Annotated in this window: 18 protein-coding genes and 3 pseudogenes; 14 read left to right on the top strand and 7 right to left on the bottom strand. The window is 63.1% G+C overall.

Annotation, left to right across the window (positions count from 1 at the left end; translation table 11 throughout):
- The 3 genes and pseudogenes from ASG51_RS23735 to ASG51_RS21860 form a co-directional block, all read right to left on the bottom strand.
- Positions 1-109: pseudogene (locus tag ASG51_RS23735) on the bottom strand (IS5/IS1182 family transposase); the annotation flags it as partial.
- Positions 110-174: 65 nt separating this feature from the next.
- Complete coding sequence (locus tag ASG51_RS24445; RefSeq protein WP_156389823.1) at positions 175-753, bottom strand: hypothetical protein; 579 nt, start codon at positions 751-753, stop codon at positions 175-177.
- 672 nt (positions 754-1,425) lie between these two features.
- On the bottom strand, positions 1,426-2,754 hold the full coding sequence (locus ASG51_RS21860) for an IS701 family transposase (RefSeq protein ID WP_056383003.1): 1,329 nt from the start codon (positions 2,752-2,754) through the stop codon (positions 1,426-1,428).
- Between the two features lie 959 nt (positions 2,755-3,713).
- On the opposite strand from ASG51_RS21860, the gene ASG51_RS21855 reads away from it, so the two are divergent.
- Both ASG51_RS21855 and ASG51_RS21850 read left to right on the top strand, forming a co-directional pair.
- Positions 3,714-7,868: a DUF3883 domain-containing protein gene (locus tag ASG51_RS21855; RefSeq protein WP_056383001.1), complete on the top strand. Its 4,155-nt coding sequence runs from the start codon at positions 3,714-3,716 to the stop codon at positions 7,866-7,868.
- A 640-nt stretch (positions 7,869-8,508) separates the two neighbouring features.
- On the top strand, positions 8,509-8,784 hold the full coding sequence (locus ASG51_RS21850; protein ID WP_056382998.1) for a UvrD-helicase domain-containing protein: 276 nt from the start codon (positions 8,509-8,511) through the stop codon (positions 8,782-8,784).
- A gap of 191 nt (positions 8,785-8,975) precedes the next feature.
- Here ASG51_RS21850 and ASG51_RS21845 read toward each other — a convergent pair whose 3' ends face one another.
- Positions 8,976-10,064, bottom strand: coding sequence for a hypothetical protein (locus tag ASG51_RS21845; protein ID WP_162245259.1), 1,089 nt, complete (start codon positions 10,062-10,064; stop codon positions 8,976-8,978).
- 475 nt (positions 10,065-10,539) lie between these two features.
- The gene (locus ASG51_RS21840) at positions 10,540-10,905 is read right to left on the bottom strand and encodes a helix-turn-helix transcriptional regulator (RefSeq protein WP_082514182.1); all 366 of its coding nucleotides are present in this window, start codon (positions 10,903-10,905) and stop codon (positions 10,540-10,542) included.
- Here ASG51_RS21840 and ASG51_RS21835 point away from each other — a divergent pair.
- The 12 genes and pseudogenes from ASG51_RS21835 to ASG51_RS24710 all read left to right on the top strand — a co-directional run bounded on the left by ASG51_RS21835 (position 10,904) and on the right by ASG51_RS24710 (position 18,779).
- Complete coding sequence (locus ASG51_RS21835) at positions 10,904-11,632, top strand: hypothetical protein (RefSeq protein ID WP_056382993.1); 729 nt, start codon at positions 10,904-10,906, stop codon at positions 11,630-11,632. The two genes, ASG51_RS21840 and ASG51_RS21835, sit on opposite strands and share 2 nt — an antisense overlap.
- 63 nt (positions 11,633-11,695) lie before the next feature.
- Positions 11,696-12,103, top strand: a complete 408-nt coding sequence (locus ASG51_RS21830; protein WP_156389821.1) for a hypothetical protein — start codon at positions 11,696-11,698, stop codon at positions 12,101-12,103.
- Positions 12,104-12,534: 431 nt separating this feature from the next.
- Positions 12,535-13,275, top strand: coding sequence for a PfkB family carbohydrate kinase (locus ASG51_RS25275; RefSeq protein ID WP_244480228.1), 741 nt, complete (start codon positions 12,535-12,537; stop codon positions 13,273-13,275).
- Positions 13,272-13,916 (top strand): 7-cyano-7-deazaguanine synthase, encoded by a 645-nt coding sequence (locus ASG51_RS21820; RefSeq protein WP_056382986.1) that lies wholly within the window; start codon positions 13,272-13,274, stop codon positions 13,914-13,916. Before ASG51_RS25275 ends, ASG51_RS21820 begins: the two co-directional genes overlap by 4 nt.
- A 34-nt stretch (positions 13,917-13,950) precedes the next feature.
- On the top strand, positions 13,951-14,271 hold the full coding sequence (locus ASG51_RS21815; RefSeq protein WP_244480227.1) for a hypothetical protein: 321 nt from the start codon (positions 13,951-13,953) through the stop codon (positions 14,269-14,271).
- The gene (locus tag ASG51_RS21810) at positions 14,268-15,494 is read left to right on the top strand and encodes a hypothetical protein (RefSeq protein ID WP_056382983.1); all 1,227 of its coding nucleotides are present in this window, start codon (positions 14,268-14,270) and stop codon (positions 15,492-15,494) included. Before ASG51_RS21815 ends, ASG51_RS21810 begins: the two co-directional genes overlap by 4 nt.
- A gap of 125 nt (positions 15,495-15,619) precedes the next feature.
- Positions 15,620-16,255: an FRG domain-containing protein gene (locus ASG51_RS21805; RefSeq protein ID WP_244480226.1), complete on the top strand. Its 636-nt coding sequence runs from the start codon at positions 15,620-15,622 to the stop codon at positions 16,253-16,255.
- A gap of 97 nt (positions 16,256-16,352) precedes the next feature.
- Entirely contained in the window at positions 16,353-16,664 is a 312-nt protein-coding gene (locus ASG51_RS21800; RefSeq protein ID WP_162245258.1) for a hypothetical protein, read from the top strand.
- Positions 16,637-16,957 carry a hypothetical protein gene (locus ASG51_RS21795; protein WP_056382980.1) on the top strand — a complete coding sequence of 107 codons (321 nt, stop codon included), beginning with the start codon at positions 16,637-16,639 and terminating at the stop codon, positions 16,955-16,957. The genes ASG51_RS21800 and ASG51_RS21795 overlap by 28 nt, the downstream gene beginning before the upstream one ends.
- Positions 16,958-17,306: 349 nt before the next feature.
- Positions 17,307-17,435 (top strand): annotated as a pseudogene (locus tag ASG51_RS25270) (integrase); the annotation flags it as partial.
- A 76-nt stretch (positions 17,436-17,511) separates the two neighbouring features.
- A protein-coding gene (locus ASG51_RS23730; protein ID WP_156389820.1) for an IS5 family transposase occupies positions 17,512-18,269 on the top strand; the annotation gives its coding sequence in 2 pieces (ribosomal slippage) (positions 17,512-17,842 and positions 17,842-18,269; 759 coding nt in all).
- A gap of 27 nt (positions 18,270-18,296) precedes the next feature.
- Positions 18,297-18,779 (top strand): annotated as a pseudogene (locus ASG51_RS24710) (tyrosine-type recombinase/integrase).
- Between the two features lie 296 nt (positions 18,780-19,075).
- Here the strand turns inward: ASG51_RS24710 and ASG51_RS24435 are convergent.
- Entirely contained in the window at positions 19,076-20,473 is a 1,398-nt protein-coding gene (locus tag ASG51_RS24435; RefSeq protein ID WP_156389819.1) for a hypothetical protein, read from the bottom strand.
- Between the two features lie 43 nt (positions 20,474-20,516).
- A complete protein-coding gene (locus tag ASG51_RS21775; protein ID WP_056382977.1) occupies positions 20,517-22,820 on the bottom strand; it encodes an HNH endonuclease in 2,304 nt (767 codons plus the stop codon).
- Positions 22,821-23,541: the final 721 nt, after the last annotated feature.

The raw sequence follows: 23,541 nt of genomic DNA, 5'->3' as shown, positions 1-23,541 counted from the left end.
AGAGAATGGCTGAGAGCGTGCGCCGAAGATCCTGTGGGGGCGTCTTGGCCTTGGGCCGGCAGGCCTCCACCAGGGGCTCCAGTTCAGACCACTGCGCGTCGCTCAGCATCGTTCCTCCTGCATCAGAGAGACGAAAACGAAAGCCAAACCAATCCGTTCAGGCGACGACAGACCCTAATCAAGGACAATTTTCTTGCCAAGCTTTTTCTCTAGAAAGTCCAGCTGCTTATTCAAGCTAACTGTTACAAAATGCTCAGTGTGCTCAACCGCTTCGATAAAACTGGGAATTTCATTTGTTGGAATCTTTAAAGTTGAAAGTTGCCTAATGGAAATCTTTTCATTATCTTCCTTTGCAGCTAAAGTTACGTGGGTTAAATCAGATTTATCAGTGTGAGCCGCGATAGTATTACGTATATTAATCAGTCGTCGATGAAGTTCTTTTCCATCGTCGGACCCCTTATAAACCTTCTTAGCATCAAGAACTGGGATCGCAGGGCCTGACGTCGCGTAGCACCTACAGTAAGCCATGATAGCTGCTACAAACAATGCATGCTGTTGGAGAACGTTGTCGATATTCCCTAGCTCAGCTTTGTGATCTCGAACCCACTCAAAATTCTTCTTCGCGTTGAGCAGGTGCATAAGCAGATGGGTCCATGGAGAGAGACGCTCAAAACCCGTGGGATCGAGCTCGAAGCCGTCACGTGCCAAGCTAGCAACGTGCATACGAAAATTCTCGTCGGGTTCAGTAGCCATGCTCAGTTGGTCCCCGCTGCGGGCCTCGCTCCGAAACGCTGATCTTTGCGCAGGGCTGCGTATTGATTCAATTACTCCGATGAGTTTTCTCACCCCCGCGGGCTGAACACCGTCGCGCCCTGAGCCGTACAAGGGCGGGGGACCTGCGACACTCCTAAGAGTGTAGGGGTCGACATCGCATGGGATCCCAGCGACAGGAAGGGAAGGGGGGAAGGGGGAGGAAGACTTCTTTTCCCCTCCGGGGGGTGCACGAAGATAGGCGCGAGCGACTAGCTCTCACCAGCTTCAGCCGCCGTTTTGTGGACGAGAACCTGTAGCGTTTGGTCGACCCCTTGTGTTGTGAAGGGGCACCTGTTCTTGGTTCCGCTCTGTCGTCCTTTTGAGGCGAGCGCGGGCGTCAATGGTGCCTCGAATCCTCAAAATTCGCGTTCCACAGCCATTGGACTGTCAATCAGCAGCCCGGACAAGCAGTCCCTAGGCCCTTCCGCAGGTAGGTGGGAAGCGCCGGAGCTTTGTCAGCGATTTGATGGGTGTCGTGCGAGCTGGCCTCACGAAGCCGGTCAGCATACGCTTCCTCAAGCGTTCCGACTGTGTTCGAGCCGCTGACCATGTCGCGGCCAACATACATAAGTGCCATCAGCTCGGCCCTAGCACTACCTGGGCACTTTGATGTTAGAGGGCAGCGTGAAGCGCCTTCGGCAGTGGGGGCACAGGACGGGTGGAACCAGCTTGGCGAACAGCCGTCCGATGATGGCCTGCCGCACGGCGGGTAGGCTGGGTGACGGCGGCGGCCCCGGAAGGCGGGTCGTCATTTTTTCCCCGCCCCGTCCGACGATGCTCGGCGAGGCGCAGGTGCTGCAGGTAGGCGCAGGCGATGCATGTCATCAACGCGTGTCGATGCAGCCCAGTCCAGGACCGTCCCTCGAAATGGTCGAGGCCGAGTTCTTCCTTGAGCTGCTGGTGGGCCTGCTCGCAGACCCAGCGCGCCTTGATCGTGCCCGCCAGGGCGCGCCGTGACGTCTTGGCCGGCAGGTTGGACAGGTAGTATTTGCGCTCACCCGACGAGCGCCACTCGCCCACGAGCCAGACGTCCTCGCCCGGCAGATGCCGGTTGTTGCCCCAGACCGGACCGTCGCCGACCCGCACCCGGATGGCGGCGAACCGGGCCGAGAGCTTGCCCTTCGTGCCCTGACGCCACGTCACGCGCCGCCAGGGCAGCTCGGCCAGCACCGCCTCGGCCTCCCGCGGCTCCTGGTCCGGCGAAGGTTTGCGGGCGCGACCGGTCGGCGGCACGAGCCGCACCTCGGCCGCGTAGACCTTCTGGTTCCTGACGATGCCGACGGCCCAGCGCAGGCCCCTTGCATCCAGGCCGTGACGGAAGGCGGCGCTGACGCCGTAGCCCGCATCGGCCAGCACCGTGCCGAAGCGTAGACCGGCGGCCCTCAGGCGATCCAGTTCCGACAGTGCGATCTCACCCTTGGTCCGCGGCACGATCGCGGCCTCGGGCACGCCGGCCTGCCCGCATCGTTGCGGATCGCTCGTCCATGCCTCGGGCAGGAGCAGGTGCAAGCCTACCGGCACGGGCACCTCGCCCTGCGCCAGGGAGAGGGAGACCAGAGACTGACAGTTGGTCTGCTTGCCCAGCGCACCGCAGTACTGGCGCGCCACCCCGACCGAGCGCGTGCCCTTCTTCGGCAGGGCGGTGTCGTCGATCACCAGGCAGGCATCGGATCCGCCGACCAGCCGGTCCGCCTGACGGGCCAGCTCCGTCCAGAGCGGTCCATCGTCCCAGGCGGGGCTGGCGATGAAGTGCTGCAGCTGGTCGTGGCCCGACAGCCCGAGCCGTGCCGCCATCGGCTGAAGGCTTTTGCGATCCCCCGGACCGAGCAGGCCCCGGAGATAGAGCGGTGCCCAGGTCCGCCGGGTCTTGCGCCCTATCGCAGTCAGGAACGGCGTCAGCCAGGTGTCGAACTCGTCCGTCCCCTCGCGATCCCGATCCATCGCTGCCTCCCACGAGCTATCCCGAGGGAGACAACGCGGCAAACGCCCTCAAAGTGCCCAGGTAGTGCTAGCATGCTCGGTGAGGGAGTTGATCGCTGCGACGAGTGGAGCTTCGTCCTTTCAGTAGCCTTGATAGGCATTCGGATTGCTAGGCGAAGAAACCCATTTGGGTCCGGCGGATGTTTCGCGTTGAGCTGTTCCGCGAGCTTTATAACGTCCTGAACCTGCGACAGGCTGATATGGCGAAGCATTTTCGGTGCTCCCTGTGAGCGCATGCAGGCCTAAAATTATATTTTATCATGACTGGCAAATCTTGAATTTTGCTGCTTGTAACCCCATCCGCCAATGCTCTGGGTCCACATTTTGCTAGGCCAGCGAGCAACTGCAACTTCCACGCGCAACGCTCCTGTTGCCAAACAAGGTGGGGGCGCTCGTGCGGCAGGCGGGTGCGGATCGCCTAGATGTGCTTTAGCTTGACCGACGGTTTGGGCTCGATGAGACGCCCAAGGCTCCACGGTCGGCGGGTGGTATTGCTGGATTGAAGGCACGATGAAACCCGTTTGAGGAGCCATCAGCATCTCACTGCGATCCGCCCACGCGACAGCTGCGCGCCATAAGTGGAAGTTAAGGCATCATTAGAAATCAGACATTAGGGAAGCCTCACTTAAAAGCGCTCTTTCATCAATGCGCAAAGTACTACTATCCCCGTAGAGTATTGCGAGCCAAATTGTTTGTGACGGGAGATCATCGCGTGATGATGCGCCGTATCTCGTTTTGCGAAGGTATCCTCCGCATTAAAGCTAGTGTCGTCGCCATAGCCGATGCGATCCTCACGGACCTGGTCACAGGTACGGTGCCTGCACGCGGAAACTCGGCCACGTTCAAAGCGCGCCTCAATGTCTGCCGCTGGTCCGTGTCATCTTCTGTTCCGAACGTGCCCAGCTAGCGGATGAGTAGCAATGGCCCTGGTCGAGACGAATTTTGGTAGCGCGGAGCCGAGCACCCCGGAAGAGTGGGCCGACTTCGTTCGGGAGGAGGTGCGTGCAACCGACGCCGCGTACCTCTCGAAGCCAAGCTTTCTCCTCGGCCATGGAAGAGGCGAGCGCGGCACGACCCGCGACTATGCTGGGCGCGAGCTACTGGAGCTGGTGCAGAACGCGGCGGATGCAGCCTCGGAGGCGGGAGCGCCCGGTCGGGTGCTCATCGAGATCACGGCAGACGGCCTCGTCGTGGCGAACACGGGCAAGCCTTTCGGTATCAGCGGCGTCCGCTCATTGATGGCCGCGCATACCAGCGACAAATCGCAGAGGAAGGTGCGGATGATCGGCGCGAAGGGGTTGGGCTTCCGCGCGCTCCTAAATTGGTCATCCGAACCGATCGTGAGCAGCGGGGCACTCGAACTCCGGTTCTCGCGTCCGCACGCAGCATCACATGCGAAGGGGCTAGCACAGGGAAACCGGGAGCTGGCACGTCTCCTTGCGGGCTCGAATCCCGAGGTTCCTGTCCTAGCCTTTCCCATCGTGGGGGCCGCTTCCGACGCCAACATGAGCGAGGCCGCCAGGTTGCTGACGACCCGCTCGCGGGCGCTGCGGTCGGAAGATTACGAGACCGCGGTCGCGGCACCCTTTGAAACGGCGCTGTCGCTGAAACGGGCCATTGCGCAGGCGGACGAGTTCCAGCCGGAGTTCCTACTGTTTGTACCGTCGCTCGAGGAAATCGAGGTTCGCGTGGTCGGAAGGCCGGCGCTTCGCTGGCGGCGAACCTACGGCGAAGGGGACACGGTCATCCTGGAGGCCGCACAGGCAGGAACCAGCGTCGAGCAGCGCTGGAGCTGTTACCGTCGGTCCGGCGACATCAAGGATGGATTGGGAAAGGCGGGCTACGAACTCGCGATCGCCCTCAGGAACGGGGAGCAGGCCGCCGGCTGCCTGCACACATATTTTCCGACGGACCTTCGCTTACCTTTTCCGTGCCTCTTCCATGCGACGCTCGAATTGGACTCGAACAGGAAGGCCCTGAACGCGCTCTCATCCGTCAACGAGGCTGTCCTCCAACGCCTGGCATCGTTCTTCGCGGAAATCCTGGAAACGGTCGCCCGACGGCGGATCCACGATCCGATCGCGCTGCTCACTCCGCAAAGCGATTTCCCAAGACCGCTCGAGGTCTTTAAAAGGGAGGTCTTTGCGGCCGCCGCCGGTCGCAGGATCGTGCCGACGATGAAGGGCGGGCGCGTCACGGCGGCAGAGACAAGCCTCGGGCCCACCGGCTACGAGGAGTTCTTTCCCCGAAGGCTCTTCGGCGACCTGGCCCTCAGCAGGAGACCGAGCGACCGAAGCGTCTTCGACGCGCTCGGCATTCGGCCCCTCAACCTTAGGAAGGCCCTCTCGGTCATTCGAAGCGCCGATCTGAGCATCAAGGAGCGAGCGTTCGTCGTCGCCGGGATGGCGAGACACCTGCCGAAGGAGTTCCATGACCGACGACTCCTTGTCGATGCCCAAGGACGCCCTTTCGGAACCAATAATACCTGCTTCACCGATCCGACAACGCGACGTCCGCCAGCCCTGCCGGCGTGGGCCCGCGCCAAGTTCATGGATGCCGAGCTATGGAAGCTGCTCGTCGGGAACCTTCCCGGACCGCCAAGCTCTCGCATCCAGCAGCTGTCGGGCTTCGGTATCCAGACCTTCAGCGTCGACGGGATCATAACATCCCTCCGCGCCCAGGCGGCGACAGTCCTAGCCAGGCGACGCACGGATCCCGACCGTGTGCGACGCGAACTCCTGCAGGCTCTATACAACGTCTTCCAGGGAGAGGGTCGCAAGAACAGCTATCCAGCCGGCTTGCTATGGGTCAGGTGTCAAGACGGCTCGTGGCGCGACGTGCGATCGGCTTACATCTCCGCCCACTACAGTAAGGAAGGTGGCATCGTTGCCGCATTGTACGCGAAGCGGCCCGAACTCCTGATCGACTCCCCCGAGGCCAACGGGCTCGTCGGCCCGCGCGACGATCTCGCCCGCTTCTTACGTTGGGTCGGTGCGCACGATTGGCCGAAATTCGTCTCGGAACCTCTGCCGGCAGACCTCAGGCCGGTCGTGCTCGGCGCCCTGCCCGAAAGATTCGTTGTCGCGGACGATTTCCACCGGGACACGATCGCCCGCGACCAGATGGCGTGGGGGGATACCTACGTCCATTATGAGACCCTCGAAGGGCTTCGCGATATCCTGCGCCACGCGCCCTGCGAGGCGATCCTCACCTGGCTTGCCAGCGACCTTCGGGTCACAGGCGTTTTCCACACGCGGCTCAAAGCTCGGACGGGTCGCAAGCAACACCGCTCGTATCAAGGCCCCCTGCCTGACCTCTTCCGTCACGTTCTGCGGACGGTGGAGTGGTTGCGGACAATGACGGAAGAACGCGTTGCGCCCCGGGACGCGATGATGTCGCCCGGGCGCCTGGCGGAGATCTTTCCCGTCCCGGCACCGCATCCTCAGGGTGGCCCGTTCGGGATGACCCGCGAACTCTGGGTGAAGGCGCTCTTCAACGCGGGCGTCCCGCGTGCGCTCGCGGATCTCGAAGAGGCGCGGGTCTTCGCACTCCTCGGAAGCCTGCGAAAGCGAGAGCTCCCGACGGAACTCATCCGCAGAGTCTACAACCAGATTCTCGATCTCGACGACTTCGACGTCGGCCGCGCCCCTGCCGAAGCAAAGGCGTTCCTCGATACGGGTTGGCTTCAGGTCCGCCGCGGCGGGACCGTGGATTGGGCGCCCGTCAAGCAGACCTACTACATGGATCGCGACAACATTCCGGCCGCCGCCAGGGACACGATGGCGCTGATAGACCTGCCCTCTCGGCGTAGCACGTCGGACGTGCAGGAGCGGTTCGGAGCCCTTCCGCTTAGCAGGCAGAGGCTGAGAATGAGCGTCGTAGAGAGGCATGAGGAACGAGGCGCAATCGACGCAGTCCTTAGACGGCGGTGGGCGCTGACCCTGCCCTACCTGAGGGCCCACCGGCGGGCTTCAAACGCGGATGCGTCGACGTTCAGGCCGATCGAGCGACTCGATCTCGTCACCTGCACCTACGCGCTAGTGGAGCTCGACCTTGAAGGGGCATCTCGGCGAGCCGCCCTGGAGCCCTGGAAGCACGTCGTCGCGGACGACGAGTTGATCGTCGTAGTTGATCCCCTCGCGTCGGAAGCTGACATCCTCCTGCTGGCCGCCGAGGCGATCGGGGACGGCGTGGCTGAGCGACTCGGCCTGCAATCGGGATCCGAGTTCACGAAGCTGCTCTCCGCACCCAGCGACGGCATGCGAGCTGTGCAGTTGCGCAGGATGTTGACCCACCGCTCGGCTGAGGAGATCGAGATCCTGATGTCAGAGCTCGAACCGGAGCCTGGGGGCGCTGCGCCGCACGGCGTCGACGCCGACTTGCTGGCCAAGGCTTTGGCGCAAACGTCGACGCCCCTCGCGTCAGCCGCGAACTCGCACATGGCGTCCTCCCCCCCAACGGCGGCGAACGTTCCAAAGCTGAAGTACCCGCTCGGCCCCATGACTGCTGTGACGACGGAGGAGATGTCGCTACCGAATCCGCCCTCCGGATCGGCGTTCGCCGGCAGCGTCGGCGTCCGCATTGGCGGCCCCACGGGCCCGCTCGGCGCGCCTCGCGATCCGGACCGGCCGGCCGATGCCGAGACGTGGGCGGCATTCTTCGAAACCAGCGATGGGCGTTACCCGCTGCCAGTCAGCATGCTTCAGGGCAAGGGGTCCTTTGGATGCGACATCCTGAGCTTCAAGACGGCCGAAGACCGCACGACTTTTCGGTACGACACGTCGAAAATAGCGCTGGTTGCGCGTTTCATCGAAGTCAAGTCGGGCGGGGTCCGCCTAGTGACCAACGAAATCGCCGCCGCCCAGACCCATGGCTCCCGCTATTTTATCTACCGGATCCAATTCCACAGCGATGACCGCCAAGTCGCCGATTTGACGTTCGTCTCGGATCCACTTGCGCACTCCCATGCCCTCGCACGGGAGTGCGAGGTCCAGATCGATAAGATTTCGTCCCGTCGACAAATACGCCTCGGCGCCATTCGGAGCACCATAGACGAAGCGGGACGAGAAGCGTGACACTGATCGCCCGACGAACGTCTCGGGTGTCAGTCGGACAAGCGACCCGCACGGCCTGTGCCGAAGTCGAACGGCTCGGACTGAAGGCAGGGTTCAGTAGTTCGGAGGATGGGCAGGACGAAGCAGGAGCATCAGCGGAAGCGGACGTCGGAGTTGCGGCCGGCCGGACCGCAGGGCAACAGCGGGAGGGAAGGGAAGGGGGAGGAAGACTTCTTTTCCCCTCCGGGGGGGGGCACGAAGATAGGCGTGAGCGACCAGCTCTCGCCAGCTCCAGCCGCCGTTTTGTGGACGAGAACCTGTAGCGTTTGGCCGACGCCTCGCGTGCCGCCAAGCGCCGTCCGTTCTTAATACTGGCGTGAATCCCGTGGGGCGGGCGTGGGCTTCAATGGTGCTTCAAAGCCTCAAAATTGGCGTCCCACGGCTTATCGGATTGCCGACCCTGACAACTCAACCGCGGAGCCCATAACGGCCTCGCGGCGCCTCGGCGCGTTCTAAGGCGCTATGGTGTCATGATCGATCACCATGCGGCCAGGACGGCGGTGCCGACTCAGTCATATACGGCACGGTAGGGCGTCCTCGCCGCCGTCGAGCAGGACCTCGACGACAGCCAGCGCGACGCCGCAACCCACGACGGTTCCCCGTGCCTGCTTCAGGCCGGGCCGGGACGGGCAAGACACGCACGCTCGTCGCCCGGATCGAACACCTCCTCGACGCGGGCACCGACCCTCGGAACGTTCTGGTTCTGACCTTTTCCAACAAGGCGGCCGGGGAGCTCGTCGAGCGGGTCTCGGCCGTGCGGCCCGGGGCGGCCGCCGACATGCGGTCGGGACCGAACACCGCGACGCCTCGGCTGGGGCGGTCCAGCATGGTGTGCAGGTGCAGAGCTATGTTGCGCTGCTCCGCCTCGGACCTGTAGCCCGGGACCAAGCTTGGCACGGCAGGTGCAGGGCGCACCTCGACCGCGACGGGTACGGTACGGCAGCGCGAGCGGGACGGCGGCAAACGGGGTGGAAGTCATCCGGGCCCACAGCTCGGTCGGCTCGGCGCGCTACCAAAGCAAAGACCCGTTTCCATGCCGGGAGCCAATCCAAGAAACCGGCTCTATTTTTACCGTGGCTTCAGAAGACGCGGATCAATCTCGCGACCCGAGACCTGATCCGAATTCCGATGCGCGATCCAGAAATCGAACAGATCGGTTTCATCGTTGAGTTGGTCGAGGTGTCCTACTTGCTCGGTTTCATCTTCCTTGAACGGCGCTTCGAGGCCAGTGACGGATGAGGCATCACCAGCCACGACATAGGTAAATCGCCGCATGTCCTCCTCTGCCACGCTAATGTTTCGCCCCTGGATCAGCAAGTTGACGCCGGGTTTGACACCGACTCGCACGATTTCTGGACCCATCACTTCGTAATAGGCAGGCTGGCCGCGAGCGAAGGGGTGGAAGAGAAGGTGGCATGGCGCAACGAGTCCACACGGAACGTCGAACACCATGGCGTGCGAATGCTCGTTCGTGCTCCGACGCAAGACCCGTAGATCGAGCACGTCCTCAACCGGTCGATCCGAGGTCGTCTGCATATGGATGATGCCGGTAGTCGCCATCGCGACGCGCGCGAGATCGTCGCGGTCACGGATGTTTGGAAGCGTCGTGAAGTAGCCATAGGAGACGTTGGCGAGTTCGCGGGTCCCTGCGAGGTTCCACGACGACGACCACAGCACGCCGCTCGCCTCGATTTTGGGCACCGTCTCGCAGGCGGTGTGGTGATAGACCCTGAGGGAGTAGTCGCCATCTGACGCTTGCCGGCACTCACCCTTGGCGAGGGCATGCAGGCGTCGAGGGCCGAGGATCGTGCACCGATAGAGCTGCGCACCATCGGGATAGGACCGAATGCGATCTTCGGAACGCGCACGAATTTTGATGCGAGCCTGCAGGTCTGCGCGCGGGGCGCCGACATCCATGTCGAAATCGACGAAATGGCGGCCAAGCTCGATATCGAAAACGAGCCTCGGAGGCGAGAAGAACGACGGAAAGAAGTACCGGCTACCCGCAACCGCTATCAGCACGTCGGGTATGAGGTAGCTGCGCCCGCGGCTGTGAGCCAGCCGGACCTTAATGAACCCTTGGTACTCGCGAAGCCGCTCAGGCCGAGCCGCCATCGGATTCGAGAATTGCGCGGGCTCGCCGGCTGGACCTGACACTTTTCTCGACCCCTGCGCCTACCACCGCATCCTTCGGCATCGACTTGCGCCGGTCTGAGGTTGCCCGAGCCGGAAATCAAGCGGGTGTTCGCCGAGCACGCATCCCGACGGAGCCGTCACTGGTTCGGCGAAAGATTGCGCGCCAGGACAAAGTCCCGGAGACGCCAGCCCGCTTCGATTAGGCCGGATACGGCTCCGGGAAGCCAGTGAGCAAGCACGAGCGTCGAGACCTCGTCCCTTGGGTACGACCGCACACTGTTCGGAATCGCTTTCTCCCATGCATATGCGTTAGCACGTCACGCCGGCAAACCGATCCCCACGGCAGCCCTGGATAACGGCCTGGACCAGCCGCTCTCCGAAAGGCCGCCGTGGTTCACTGGGCTTCGAGAAGCGTCGGCCAACGCCGTCCGAGAGATGATGCATCCGTTCGAGGGACGGTCGAAACAGGTTCGCGCATCCCTCGCCTCGATCTGAATTATTCGCCATCATTCGCAAACTTCAGGGCGGCCGCAAGGAACTCGCGAAACGCGGGCGATCGGCGGGCCATACCCGAGGCCCTTCGCATCAGGTCGTCGGCCCCGTCCAGTACCACCGGCTCGCAAAGACGCTCGACGGCAGCGAGAAGAGCAGCTCGAGGCCTCTGCTTGCGAGCGAGGATCTTGGAGACGGTCGCCTGTGACGTGCCGAGGCGTCGTGCTGTCTCCGCCTGCGTCAGCCCCAGCGTCATCATCGCGGCCCTCAACCGCGGGACGTCGATGTCCTCGACCGAAGGAAAGGCCTTGTCCGAAGCCATCCCTCGATTAAGATCGAATGCAAACGAATAATCAAGAGCAACCGTCATGCACGCGCCGACAATCGCGACCGAACGAAGGGCGGCACTTCCGACCGACCCCGAGGCGGAATTGCTCCCGGGCGTGCGCTGGGGACGCCCCGATTGGGTCCTCAGCGCCGCGTTCTGGTCGTCGATGCTAGCGCTCGCGACCGAACGAGACGGCTTCGTGTCCTCCGACGGCGACCTCGCCCAGGAGGTCGGCTTCTGCCTGTTGGGCGGTTACGGGATCACGGCGGAGGTCAATCGCGCCGTCCATGACGTGCTCGTCGGGAAAGGCATGTTCGAGGCCGGCAGAAGGCCTTCGGCAGCCGAGATCGAGGCGCAACTGCGCCTGCCGGTCACGGTCGGGACAAGAAGCGTGCGCTACCGATTCCCGCACCAGCGGGCCGGACGGCTCGCGTACGCCCTGTCCTACCTCGAAGATCACCCTGCGCCCTGCGGGGACGACCTCGCCCTGCGCCGATATCTCTTGGCGATTCCCGGGATCGGCCCAAAGACCGCCTCTTGGATCGTGCGGAACCTACTCGGTTCCGACAACGTCGCCATCCTCGACATACACGTCATCCGGGCCGGCCTGCGCATAGGCCTGTTTCCGGAGCCCGTCCGGCTTCCGCGCGACTACGAAGCGATGGAACGACGCTTCCTGGACTTCTGCGACGCCCTCGGCGCCCGTGCCTCGCTGGTCGATGCCGTGATGTGGCGGTGCATGCGGAACATGGGCGGTGCTCATATTTGACGTCGTGAGGACGACGATCCTAAAAGGAGTGGTCTAGCAGTCCTCGCAAGGTGATGGGCAGGTATGGGCGGCACCACCCGTAACCGTAGTTCCTCGATCGTCGGGAACGTCCCCGCCCCCTCCACGAGCGTCTCGCCACCGTTCGAGCAGGTCGGCAGAGGACAAGGTGGAGGCACCGGCGCCATGGGCTGCGACATCCACTTCGATGTCGACCTTGCCGGGGTCCGCGCCGAAATCGTCTCCGGACTCGCACCCGGAGACGAGCTTGACGTCGTCCTTCGCCCGCTCGGAGGCTACGAGGCCGTCGCCTGCGTGGAACGCCAAGCGGGTCGCATCGCCGGAACCTTGGCGAACGTGGAGGGGATCGACCGCATGATCGGGTGCCTCCGCGCGGGACATCGCTACGTGGCCGTCATCGTCGAACTCGGAGCGCTTCGCTGCCGCGTCCTAGTCGATCCGGTGCGGACGTGATCGTCGCGGGCGGCACGTACCTCGAAACATGCGAGGCACCGGTCTGGCGGCGATTGTTCGGATCGGGTTGCCGGGCAGGGGCCGCGCTGGGCTGGCTCTCGCCTGGAAGCAGCCTACACAGCTACGCGTTCTCCGGCTGGCTGCGGGACGTCGAGGCGTCCATGCGGGCCTACGGTGTCGCGACTACGCTCACGCCGATACCGGAGGCGATCCACTTCTCGTATTTCCATCCCCTCTCGCCGGCGAGTCTAGCCCCTTCCTGCCCGAGCGTGAATGCCCCCCTCTCCGTGCAGGGCCCCGCCGTTCTCCGCTTCGGGTTCATCGAGGGGGACGCGGTCGTTCGTGCCAGCCACGCCGTCCACGACCCGCAAGGCGGCAATCTCGCCGCCTACCGCGACAACGGATCCAGCGCCGAGGCCCTGGCCGTCGTTTTGAACGAGGCCGAGGCGGAAGCCATCGCGGGGGTGCGAGGCCCTGAAGCCGGCGACATCGTCCGCTCCCTCCACGCCGCCGATGTCGTGGTGGTCAAGCGCGGATGTTCCGGCGCGCGAGTTCACCGATCGCATCGTCCTGCCGTGTCGGTGCCGGCATACATTTCGGGGCGGGTCTTTAAGATCGGCTCGGGCGACGTCTTCAGCGCCGCGTTCGCGCATCATTGGGCCGAGAAGGGCTTCGATGCCGTGGAGGCCGCCGACATCGCCTCCCGCGCCGCCTCCCGCTACGTCGAGAGCCGCTCCCTGCCTTTGGATCTGCAAGCCTCGGACGATTTGACCTCGACGCGTGGAGAACCTGGTCGGATCTACCTAGCGGGACCGTTCTTCGACATCGCGCAACGCTGGTTGATCGAGGAGGCACGCACCCGGCTCATCGACCTCGGCGCCTCGGTGTTCTCCCCGTTCCATGACGTCGGGACCGTCGGTGGGGCGCAGGCCATCGCAGCTGCCGACCTCGCCGGCCTCGACGGCTGCGACGCCGTGCTGGCGCTCGTGGACAGCGCTGATCCGGGCACGATCTTCGAAGTCGGCCATGCCCGGGTCAAGGGCATCCCGGTCGTGGCCTTGGCCGAGCGTCTCGGCAATGAGCACCTGACGATGCTGTCCGGGACGGGATGTTCCATCGTCGAAGACCTCGCGTCCGCGTTGTATCACGCGGTCTGGGCCTCCATGCGATGAGGGTGCTGCTTTTCTCGGGCGGACTCGATTCGACCGCCCTGGCCTGGTGGCAAAAACCGGATGTCGGCTTCTTCGTCGACTACGGGCAGGCCGCCGCCGTGGGCGAGCACGCCGCGGCCGTATCCATCGCGTCGGAGTTGGGGCTTCGCCTCGAAACGCTCAAGGTCGACCTGTCGGGCCTGGGGCTCGGTCCGCTGGCCGGCAAGCCGCCCTCCGAGCTCGGCCGCGGCCCGGAATGGTGGCCATACCGCAATCAGATGCTTCTGACCCTCGCGGGAATGCGCTTCGTCGGCGAGGGTCTCACCGAGCTCCTCATCGGCAGCGTCGCAACGGACGTGCATGCCGATGGCCGCCCACCCTTCTTACGTGCGATGGACCGCGTCATGGCGGTCCAGGAGGGTGGTGTTCGAGTGAAGGCGCCGGCCCGATGCCTAGATGGACCAGCGCTCCTCGAGACGTCCGGCATCCCCGAGCGGATCCTAGGGGCGACCTTCTCCTGTCACGTCATGGAGTACGCCTGCGGACGATGCCCGGGCTGTAACAAGCACAGGGAAACGCTGAGGCGCTTCCGCGAGGGAAAGCACGGCGGCGATGTCTCGAAGCGGCGCGCCGAAGCGCCATACGAGCCGGAAAGGGCATAGAGGCATGGGAGGGGGCCCACCACCAAGACGTCGGATGCCGGACGGAATCGGGAAGGTCACGAAAGGCCGGGACGACTGCGACCTCGCCTTTACCATCGATCTCGTCGGTGTCCGACGGGATGCCACGCGAGGCATCCGGCATGGAGATGTCCTGGACGTCCGGATTCAGGAGCAGGCGGGGACCAGCGCCGCGGTCTGCGAGACGGTCGACGGGAAGGTCGTCGGCGCGCTGTCGGGCTTCCGGGGCCTCGCGGCGCTGCTGGACTGCCTGGATGGCGGGACCGAGTATGAGGCCGTCGTAGAAGCCGTCGGCCCGACACGCTGCACGGTGAGCGTATCGCGGGTCTCGTCATGATCGTCGTCGGAGGGACCTACTGGGAGACCTGCGCGTCTCCCGAATGGGCGAGGATGCAGGGTTCCGGTTTCCGCGCGGCGATGGCGTTGAGCGAGCTGTGCCCCGGCCTCCACCTACACACCTACGCCCCCATCGAGTGGATCGATGACCTGAAGGCATCGCTCGATCCGCGAGGCGTCGTATCGACCGTCGCCCGCATCGGTCAGACCTTCGAGTTCGATTACTGGTATGCGTTGCTCAAGGAATACGCGAGCAGACCGCTTCCGAAACCCGACAGGCATCCTCCGCTGGTGGTCGATGGCAGCGTCGTACTGGCCTTCGGCATGTTGGAAGGCACCGCGCGGATCACAGCCAAGCGGGTCGTCTACGATCCCCGCACAGCCCACCCCGACGCCTCCTTCAGAACGGCCAGGGTCGAGGTCGGACAGTTGGCATACGTGATCCAGCAGGAGGATCTGCTCGACATCGCCCGGCTCCCCGAGCCGCGCGACCTTAGGGATGCCGCGGCTTCGTTGATGAGGAACGAGAGGGCCGATGTCGTCGTCGCGCGGCATCCGTTCGGTGGTGCCACCGTCTACGTGGGGGAACGGCCCGGCGTCGAGGTGCCGTGCCATGCCGCCGACGCCTGGTTCCGAATCGGAGAGGGTGACGTCTTCACCGCGGCCTTCGCGTACTGGTGGGGGGAAAAGCACCTCCCTCCCGTCGAAGCCGCGACCCTGGCCTCTCGCAGCGTCGCCTTCTACAACGACGGACCCGACCGGTTCCTTCCCGCCGGCGACGACCTGTCTTCTTTGACGCCCGTGTCCCGCCCGGAGGGTTCCTGGACCGTCTTCCTGTCCGGGCCGAACTTAACCTTGTCGCAGCGCTGGCTCTTCGAGGAGGCGCGCAGGGTCCTGGGCGACCTGGGCGCTCAGGTCGAGATCGCGTTTCCGAAGGGCGTTCAGGCCGCGACGAACCAATGCGGATGGGGCCTCGGTCAACCCGGCGTTCCCGCGTCGCTGCTTGCCCTGGGGGATGCCCGCGATCCGCTGACGAACGTCCATGTGGGCTTCGCCAAGGCGAGCGGCCTTCCCGTTGTACTTTTGGCCGAAGCGACGCCGGATTGGGACCCTGCCGTCTTCGACGGGACTGGATGCGAGATCGTCAAGGATCTCGCCACGGCGATCTACAAATCTTGCATCGCATGCTGGCGCACCGCCGCCCGATCGGAGCCCTCGGCGTGAGCAAGCCCCGTCGTCCCCCGCCGCCGCGGCCTCGGCGGCCCACGCGAGACTTCGCCGGTCCCGAACCTTCACGTCGTGCACCGGCAGCCGGCGATCTCTGGGCCGAATTCAACGATTGGGTCGAGATGCGCATGCAGTCGCGATGGGTCTTCCGCGGCTCGGCTTCCTCGGCTTTCGAATGCAAGCCCGGGGCCGGGCGTGAAGGCCTCTACGACGCTCGCGACGAGCGCCGGATCTTCGAGGACTTCAAGCGGGAGGCTCGGCTGTACGTATCGATGCCTGGTGCCACCGACTGGGACTGGCTCGCCCTTGCTCAACACTACGGGCTGCCGACGCGGCTGCTGGACTGGTCCACGAACCCGCTCGTGGCCGCCTATTTCGCCGTCTCCTCGGCACCGTACGATACGGATGCAATGGTTCAGGCAGTGCCTCTCGATACCAAACGGTTGATCGAGCCCGGGGTCCAACCGGATCCTTTCGCAGTGACGTCCGTCGGCTTCCTGCTGCCTTCGGCCCTCGCTCCACGCATCGCGAGCCAGAAGGGGTTGTTCAGCGTACATCCCGAACCCCAGACGGCTTGGGTACCGGACGACCTCTCCGCCAACACATTCCGCATTCCCGTCGCATCCCGTAAGCCGATGCAGCGCAACCTGTTCAAATTCGGAGTTGATGCCGCCCACATCAATGCCGACCTCTCCGGCCTCTGCCAGTCGTTGACTTGGCAATACAGGCTCCAGGTCGGCCTCGCCGCGGCTCTCTGACCGACCTTTCGCTTCGACATGTCGAGCACGGCGAGAGTGCCGCAGGACCGTGTGGATCCCGCATGCCGACACGGCACTGAGGTCGGAGGCGGAACGGTTGGAGCGAGCGCTCGCGGCGGTCCTGACCGTTCCGTCCGAAGCCGCTGAATGCCGCGGCAGGAGCTACGCGAGCGCCGACGCTGACTATGCGGAGCTCCACGCCCTGTGCGCTCTGATCCCCGAAGGGATCGGCCCGGCCGGCGGATTGGGCTCCAGTGAGTTCCTCGCGTTCGGTGCCGATCTACCAACGCTGTTCGAGCGGGCAGTGGCGGTCACGATGGCCGAAGCCCTGGCCCCTGACTTCCGGCTTGAGCCGAAGCCTCGATCCCCCTGGGTCAGGGCATGGCCTTCGAACCCGACCTGGTGGTGACCGACCGCGCCGGACGTGCCTTGGCGGTCATGGATAGGAAGTACAAGGAGGCGGTTGTCGACGTTCGCCAAGTCGTTGCATATGCCGCGGCGACGGGTGCCGACCTAGCAGTCCTCGTCTACCCGGCGCCCGTCGTCACCGGGCCGCTCCGAGCTGGACCGATCCGCGTGCTCCCTGCCTGCTTCGACCTCGACGCTCCACCTGCCACGGCCGCGGCGGCGTTGGCCGTCGTCGTTCGCCGGCTCATGAAGGTCGCAGACGATACGACCGACCCTGACGGACGGATCGCTTGAAGCGAGGGTAGGCCATCGACGCTGTGCGGCCGCGCAGCCGCCTGCTGAATTGTGACAGTCGCTTGTACAGTGCCGCTGTTCCAACGTTCTGTCGTTCGGCTCGGCCAGAGGAGCTTCGGTGATAGGCTCCCACGGTGTTCCGGTTGCAGAGTTGCCGAAACGTCGGCCTCGGCTCCCCGGTTAAATGCGTTGATCCGCACCCGGACCTGCTGTTCCACGTTGGCAGCGGCTTTCTACGGCTAAGCGGCCATTCTCATGGCTCTGTTCGAACGGCCGCTTGTGGCGCGTAGCTGTGGTGTAGCCGGATCGCAGTGAGATGCTGAAGGCTCCTCAAAAACGGAGTTCCGTCATGCCTTCAACCAGCGACACCACCCGCCGATCGTGGAACCTTGGCCGCCTCATCGGTCCCAAACGGCCGTTCAAGCCAAAGCATATCTGGGCGATCCGCACCCGGCTGCAGCACGAGGGCCGCACTAGGGTGTGAACCGAACCAAGGCGTTGCGAGCGTTATCGTTTTGTGATTCAGAGCCGCCGTTTGCAGCATGGAGGCGGCGATGGCAGATCTGTTCTGGCTTTCCGACGAGCAGTGGGCGGTGATGGAACCGTTCATGCCCACGAACCAGCCCGGGCCAGAGCGGAACGATGATCGGCAAGTCATCTCCGGCATCCTGCACGTGCTCACCTCAGGCTGCCGCTGGCGCGACTGCCCAGCCGCGTATGGTCCGCGCACGACCGTCTACAACCGCTTCAATCGCTGGTCCCGCCGTGGCTTCTGGCGGGCGATGCTGACGGCGTTGGCCAAGAGCGGATGGGTGGGCGAGGCGGCCGCCATCGACAGCACCTACGTCAAGGCTCACCGCTCGGCGCATGGCGGCAAAGGGGGGCTCGTGCGCAAGGCATCGGCCCGTCCCGCGGGGGCCAGACGACCAAGATCCACGTCCTCACCGATGTCCTCGGCCGCCCCGGCGTCCTCCTGCTGACGCCGGGCAATGCCAGCGATGTCACCACCGCCCCAGCCGTGCTCGCCGAGGCGCCCGGTCGGATCCGTCGTCTGACCGCCGACAAGGGCTACGACGCCGACTGGCTCCGGACCGACCTACGGGAAAAAGACATCACGCCAATCATCCCCGGCAAGCGCGGCCGCAAGCGGAAGATCCGCCACGACAAACGCCGCTACCGCGAACGCTGGCGAATTGAAGCGACCTTCAATCGCCTCGAGGACTTCCGTCGCATCGCCACCCGCTACGACAAGCTAGCCCGAAACTACGTCTCGGCCGTCGCACTCGTTGCCGTCATCGCCTTCTGGTGCTGATCGAGTCCAGACCCTAGCGACCTTGCCTTGTTCAACACCGCAATCGACAGCAAGCTACGTGGCTGCGACCTGGTCCGCTTGCGCGTGGCAGATGTCCACTTCGGCAACGGGGACCGCTTGCGCACCACCATCGTCCAGCAGAAGACGGGCCGACCCGTCCCGTTCGAGCTGACCGAAACCACCCGTGAGACGCTGACTGTTTGGCTCAAGCTGCGAGAGCTTCGTGCGAGTGATTGGCTGTTCCCGAGTCGCAGCCGCCCGGGCGAGCATCTGACGACGCGCTAGTATGGTCGGCTCGCTGACGAATGGGTAGCATTGATCGGCCTCAACCCGGCGGGGTACGGCACGCACAGCCTGCGTCGGACGAAGGTCGCGCTCATCTACCGCCGGACGGGCAACCTACGTGCCTGCCAGCTGCTACTCGGCCACACCAGGCTGGAGAGCACGGTACGCTACCTCGGCATCGAGGCAGACGACGCGCTGGTTATGTCTCAGCAGACAGACATTTAACGGACATCGCGGCGGCCTGTTTCAAGCCGCCGCACTGAGTTCCCCGTCGTCCGATAAAGTTGCGGTAAGGACAGCATCGCCGCGCCTTAGTCTCTCGACCGACCGCTCAACCTACGACATACCGATGGGGGTGGCGGGACATAAGGCAGAGCGGGTCCCTAGCGCCAAAGCTGCCAGTCGTGACCGTGGAGTCGTTGGCTCTGGTCACATCCACGAACAGCCGGCGGTTATAGAGTAGCCTCCACTCAGCGTGGACCAAAATACCAGTCAAGTCGGATTAAACGTAATGTCCGCGATCATCCGACAATGGCAAACGCTTCGTCTAGCATTGATTTCTCGTGGTTGGATACCTTAAATGTGCGGGCACCAATACTTTGCGCATCCGCAAAGACGTCGGGATGGGGATGCTGCCAGTTCTTCGGTGGCTTGGCCGATGCATAACAGATATTTGGGTTTATCACGGAAAGCACGTGCTTAGAGTGATTGGGTTTAGCACCATGATGGGGGAGGCCGAAGCTGGTGACGGCGGTCAGCTCTGTCGCATAGTGATCGAGAAAGGCTTGGCCATCGGCAGGCGCGGCGAGCGAGATATCTCCGGAGCCAAGCCAGCCAATCCGCGTGGCTAGACCGCACCGATCTGGACCGAGCCGAATCATCATAGGTGCAGGTTCGTTATCGGTCGCATCTGGACCAGAGTAGAGACAAAGGGACGTCAGGTTGCGGTTACCTACGGCTGACTTATAGGCCGCCGCGAGTGCCGCCGACTTTTTCACATCGCGCACCAGTTCCGCACGGACCGCCTTGTCCGAGACCGCGTTTCGGAATGTACCGTAAGTCCAACTGAGCTTTTTCTCTGCCGCGCGCTCGAATTTGGCAACGATGACGGGATCGGTCCGGCGCACGTAGGGCTTCAATAGCCACAAGAAACCGGCGCCCCCACTCACCTCAATGGCCGCGCGAGAGTCGACAACCAGCACCTGTGTGCGGCCTGAATACTGCGTCCGCCCGTAAGGAGGTCGCCTCGAACCATCGCGACCGATACTTGCGACCTTGGTACGGAATGGCCCTTCGCCGCCTGGGCCGAGCGGTCCGATATCAACGACCCCCGCCTCGGGTACGTCGTCACCCGCAGCACGCACGAAAATGATCCGCGCGGGATCGAAGGGTCTAAGCGCTTCCTCGGGATCGACCAACAACGCTGAATAAAAGTCACTCGACGAGGCACGGGATGCTGTGGTTTTGCCCCAGGCAATCATCCTCTCGACGTCATCAACCCACGGCATCACGACGGTGTCAACGTGCAAGCCACCACGTTTATCCAGTAAAGCTGGCACGCCATTTACGTGGTCATTGTCGAAATGCGATAGAAATAGCAGGTCCAAATTTTTATCGTGGCAGTCCACCAGAAAACGTTCGATTGACTGCTCACAGTCAGCAAGCTTTTTGGAGCCGCAGTCGTAGACATAGCGATAAGGGCTCGGCGATATAATCTCGATAGAATTTTCTTTTTGCACGAACAACACGCTGCTATCGGCGCGCTCTAGCAACCCCGAGTGAAAGCCACCTTGGCCAACGGCATGTTGCCGCCGTGAGTGCAGGATGATGTTCGAACGATCAAATCCCCCGAGCGAAATGAAGCGTGAAACACTGAACGCATTTTTTGCTGGGACACTTTTTTTCAGCATATCGTCCATAGCCTAATAAATTTTATGGAATATTTTAAAAAATTGCAAGCTTTTATGGCGATTTAGCCGGAATGATGCAGCGAGGCACCGTCACCAGCTGACCACTAATCTGCACGTCGAACACTTCCGCATGAGGCGTGATGGTGATGCCGCCGTAATGAACTTCGCGATGATGATTGGCACAGAGCGTCATAATATTGGACGCTGCTAGCGAGCCCAAGGCTTTGGTTGAAACATGCATCACGTGATGGGCTTCGACATAGGGCTCGCCATTGGCTTTCTTGAAGCCGATCGGATCTTGCCCCAGCGCTTCGCACAACTGACAGCGGAAGCCGTTCGCGCGTTTCACCGCCGCGCCCACCGAGCCACGCTCTATTATGCGGCTGACACGCTCTTTCACTTCCGGGCTAGCATCTTGGTATTTCTGCTCCAGCGCGGCCAATTCGTCAGGATTTTCGGGCGGCGGCTTCGCTACCAACGTCACGTTCTCGAGGGGCTCGCCCAGCTGCGCCATCACGGTATGAAAATCTGATGCTGAAATCGGAAAAGACGCAGCCTCAAAGCCGTAAAGCAGCAGTGTCGACAGATCAGGTGCTTCAGCGCGCAAGGTCGCGATCGTCAGGGGCTGGCTGGCAAAAGTCCGCAGATACCGCAGCCGTACGGTTGGCCATCCGGGCGCGCGTCCCTGGCCTTCTCCCCAAAATTCATCGCTGGCACCCGTTCCGGCGAAAGCCGCGCTCTCCAACATACAGACCGCATAGATGCCCGCCTCTAACGGTGGTGCGCCACTGCGCTCGGCAACCGTACGATGATCGACGCCCACGCGCACGATGCCGAGCTGGCCCGGCGCAAACTTTCCCCGGTCGGAAGGCCGCACGCCCCATGTGTCGAATTCGATGCTGCGATCCAAAAAGCGGTCGATGGCCCATTTTTTCGGGTTGCAGACGAATACCCAATAAGGCGTCTCTCCCGGCGCTGGAGTAGCCGCAGTCGGCAGCGCCTCCTCACTCAGTGACTGGCGGATGCGTGTCACCGCGGCGGCGAGCGCTGCAGGATCGGCGCTGAACTCTGCCCAGACCGTCTTCTCTTCCTTGTTGCCCCGCGTGAGCCCGACTTTGCCTTCCGCCAGATACCGCGGATCGAAGCGGCGGAAGTTGTTCATCTTCATGTAAACGCCATTGGCGTTGCGGTAGGTTGCCGTGTTGGTGTTGCCCTGTGCGCCGCTCAATCGACCAAGAAATTCGGATAGCTTCACTGCCTCCGCGCTCTCTTTGCCGGGGAGCGCATCGCGATGCCGAAGGTAGAGATCGAGCGCGAGGATGAGCTCGTCCCGCGACCAAATCGGATTTCGTCGTATCGGCTCGTCGGCATCGGCGTTGACCGCCGCTTCGTCCACAGCCTTGCCCGCTACAGTTGCTTGCTCAGCCAACCCATAGGCCCATTGCCGGACACGCGATTCATGGTCGCTGAGCTCCTTGCGCCACGGCAGATGTGCCTGCCCGGGCAAGCGTTCGGTTTCCTGCAGGACCGCATCAAAATCCTGACTGCGCCAGCGACGCGCCTGCGCGGCCGCCTGCATGGCAGGGACCGGAAAATTCCAGGAACGGCCCTCGCGTTGCCACGCGCGATCGAACGGGGCTTCGGCTGTCAGCCCCAGCGGCGGCAGACCGCGCGCATAGCACGCATAGTCGATGCGCGACTGGATGTTGCCGAACACGCGGCCATGGCGATGCATATCGTCCATACCTAGCATCGCGGCGGCTTCGGCGTTCGTGTGGGTGGGCAGCGGACCCCCATTCGCCAGGCTGAGTTCTCGCAGCCACCGCAACAATACCTCGGTCCGAAATTGGACCGGCGTCACAGCCGTAGCAGGCGCCTTCTCGCTTTCGTTCGGCAGGTCCAGCGCGCGACGCGCAAACCATAGCGCTCGCGGCGAGAATTCATCGGCATGGTCGATGACGATCTGCTCGTAGGTCAGCCCCAGCTGATCCTCTTCGGCGAGCGTCGCGAAGCCCATCGTTGGCTTGGCGCGTGCCACGGCCCGTTCGGCCGCGCCGAGCAAGCCATGCTCCTTGATCTGGTTCAAGGTACGGTTAGTGTTGCTGCCTGCGCGCTTCTTCACCGCCGCATAGACGCTGATCGCTTGAATAACCTTTTCTTCCGCAGGCGACAGCTCGGTGAGATCAAGCCCGGTGCGTTCCGTGATGAACTTACGTCCGAGTTCGCCAGAGCGGGCTTTGATCGCCGCGCTGATCGCCGGGGTCAGTGCCTCCTTCGCACGCGCATTGGCTTCCAATTGCGATAGGTCCTTGAGCGTCGGGATGTTGCCAATATTGCGCGCGAGCCGCTCATCCATGCCAGAATTCCTCCGCAAGCGGTTCTGACAGGATCGCCAGAAGCTGCAACCACAGATTTTTGCAGCCGGAAAAACCAGGTGATCCGTCACCCCCCGTGTGTCGTCCATCCTCAGGTATGGTTTACGAGCCAGGACGAGGACAGGCAGATGGGATCGAAGGCGCACAAGCCCTAGTATGTGATCTCCAAGCTGCCGCAGGCGGACGTATTAATTTTCGTAAGCCCGGAGCATGGCCGAGGCGGTCCGCGCTATAGAAGTGACGTACTACCGCTGACGAAAAGAGTTTGGCGGTCTGAATGCCGACGAGATCGGGCTATAGATTGCTGCCGCTGGGACAAACGAGTTGGCCGAATATCTCCTTCATGATCGTGAAACACCCGCTATCACTATTTCAGTATGGGAAGCTACCTTTCCGTATTTGGCCAGCGTACTTCGCGCAGTTGTACCTCGTTTGACGTATGCTTCCGGGCATTGGCTAGGGGAAGCCGAACGACCGTGCTGGGTCGGATGCGGAACGTCTGCTCCCGGGCAGGCGGTCAACTTCCGCTCATGGCGCACAGCCGCCAACGGTTGCGATTTGGGAGAACGTCCGGTTTTGCAAGATAGCTTGCCAAAAGCGGACCAGCAGCAAACCACCCAATCCGGCCGGAGGGCGGTTTGGCGGATGTCGACCCAATATAGTTGTACATGTTGTTGCGAGCGTCACCCGAAAGCGGACATA

This window comes from Methylobacterium sp. Leaf465, assembly GCF_001424705.1.
In the GTDB taxonomy this organism is placed as follows: Bacteria; Pseudomonadota; Alphaproteobacteria; order Rhizobiales; family Beijerinckiaceae; genus Methylobacterium.
The sequence above is the reverse complement of the archived record's forward strand: the minus strand, read 5'-3'. Positions and strand labels throughout refer to the sequence as shown.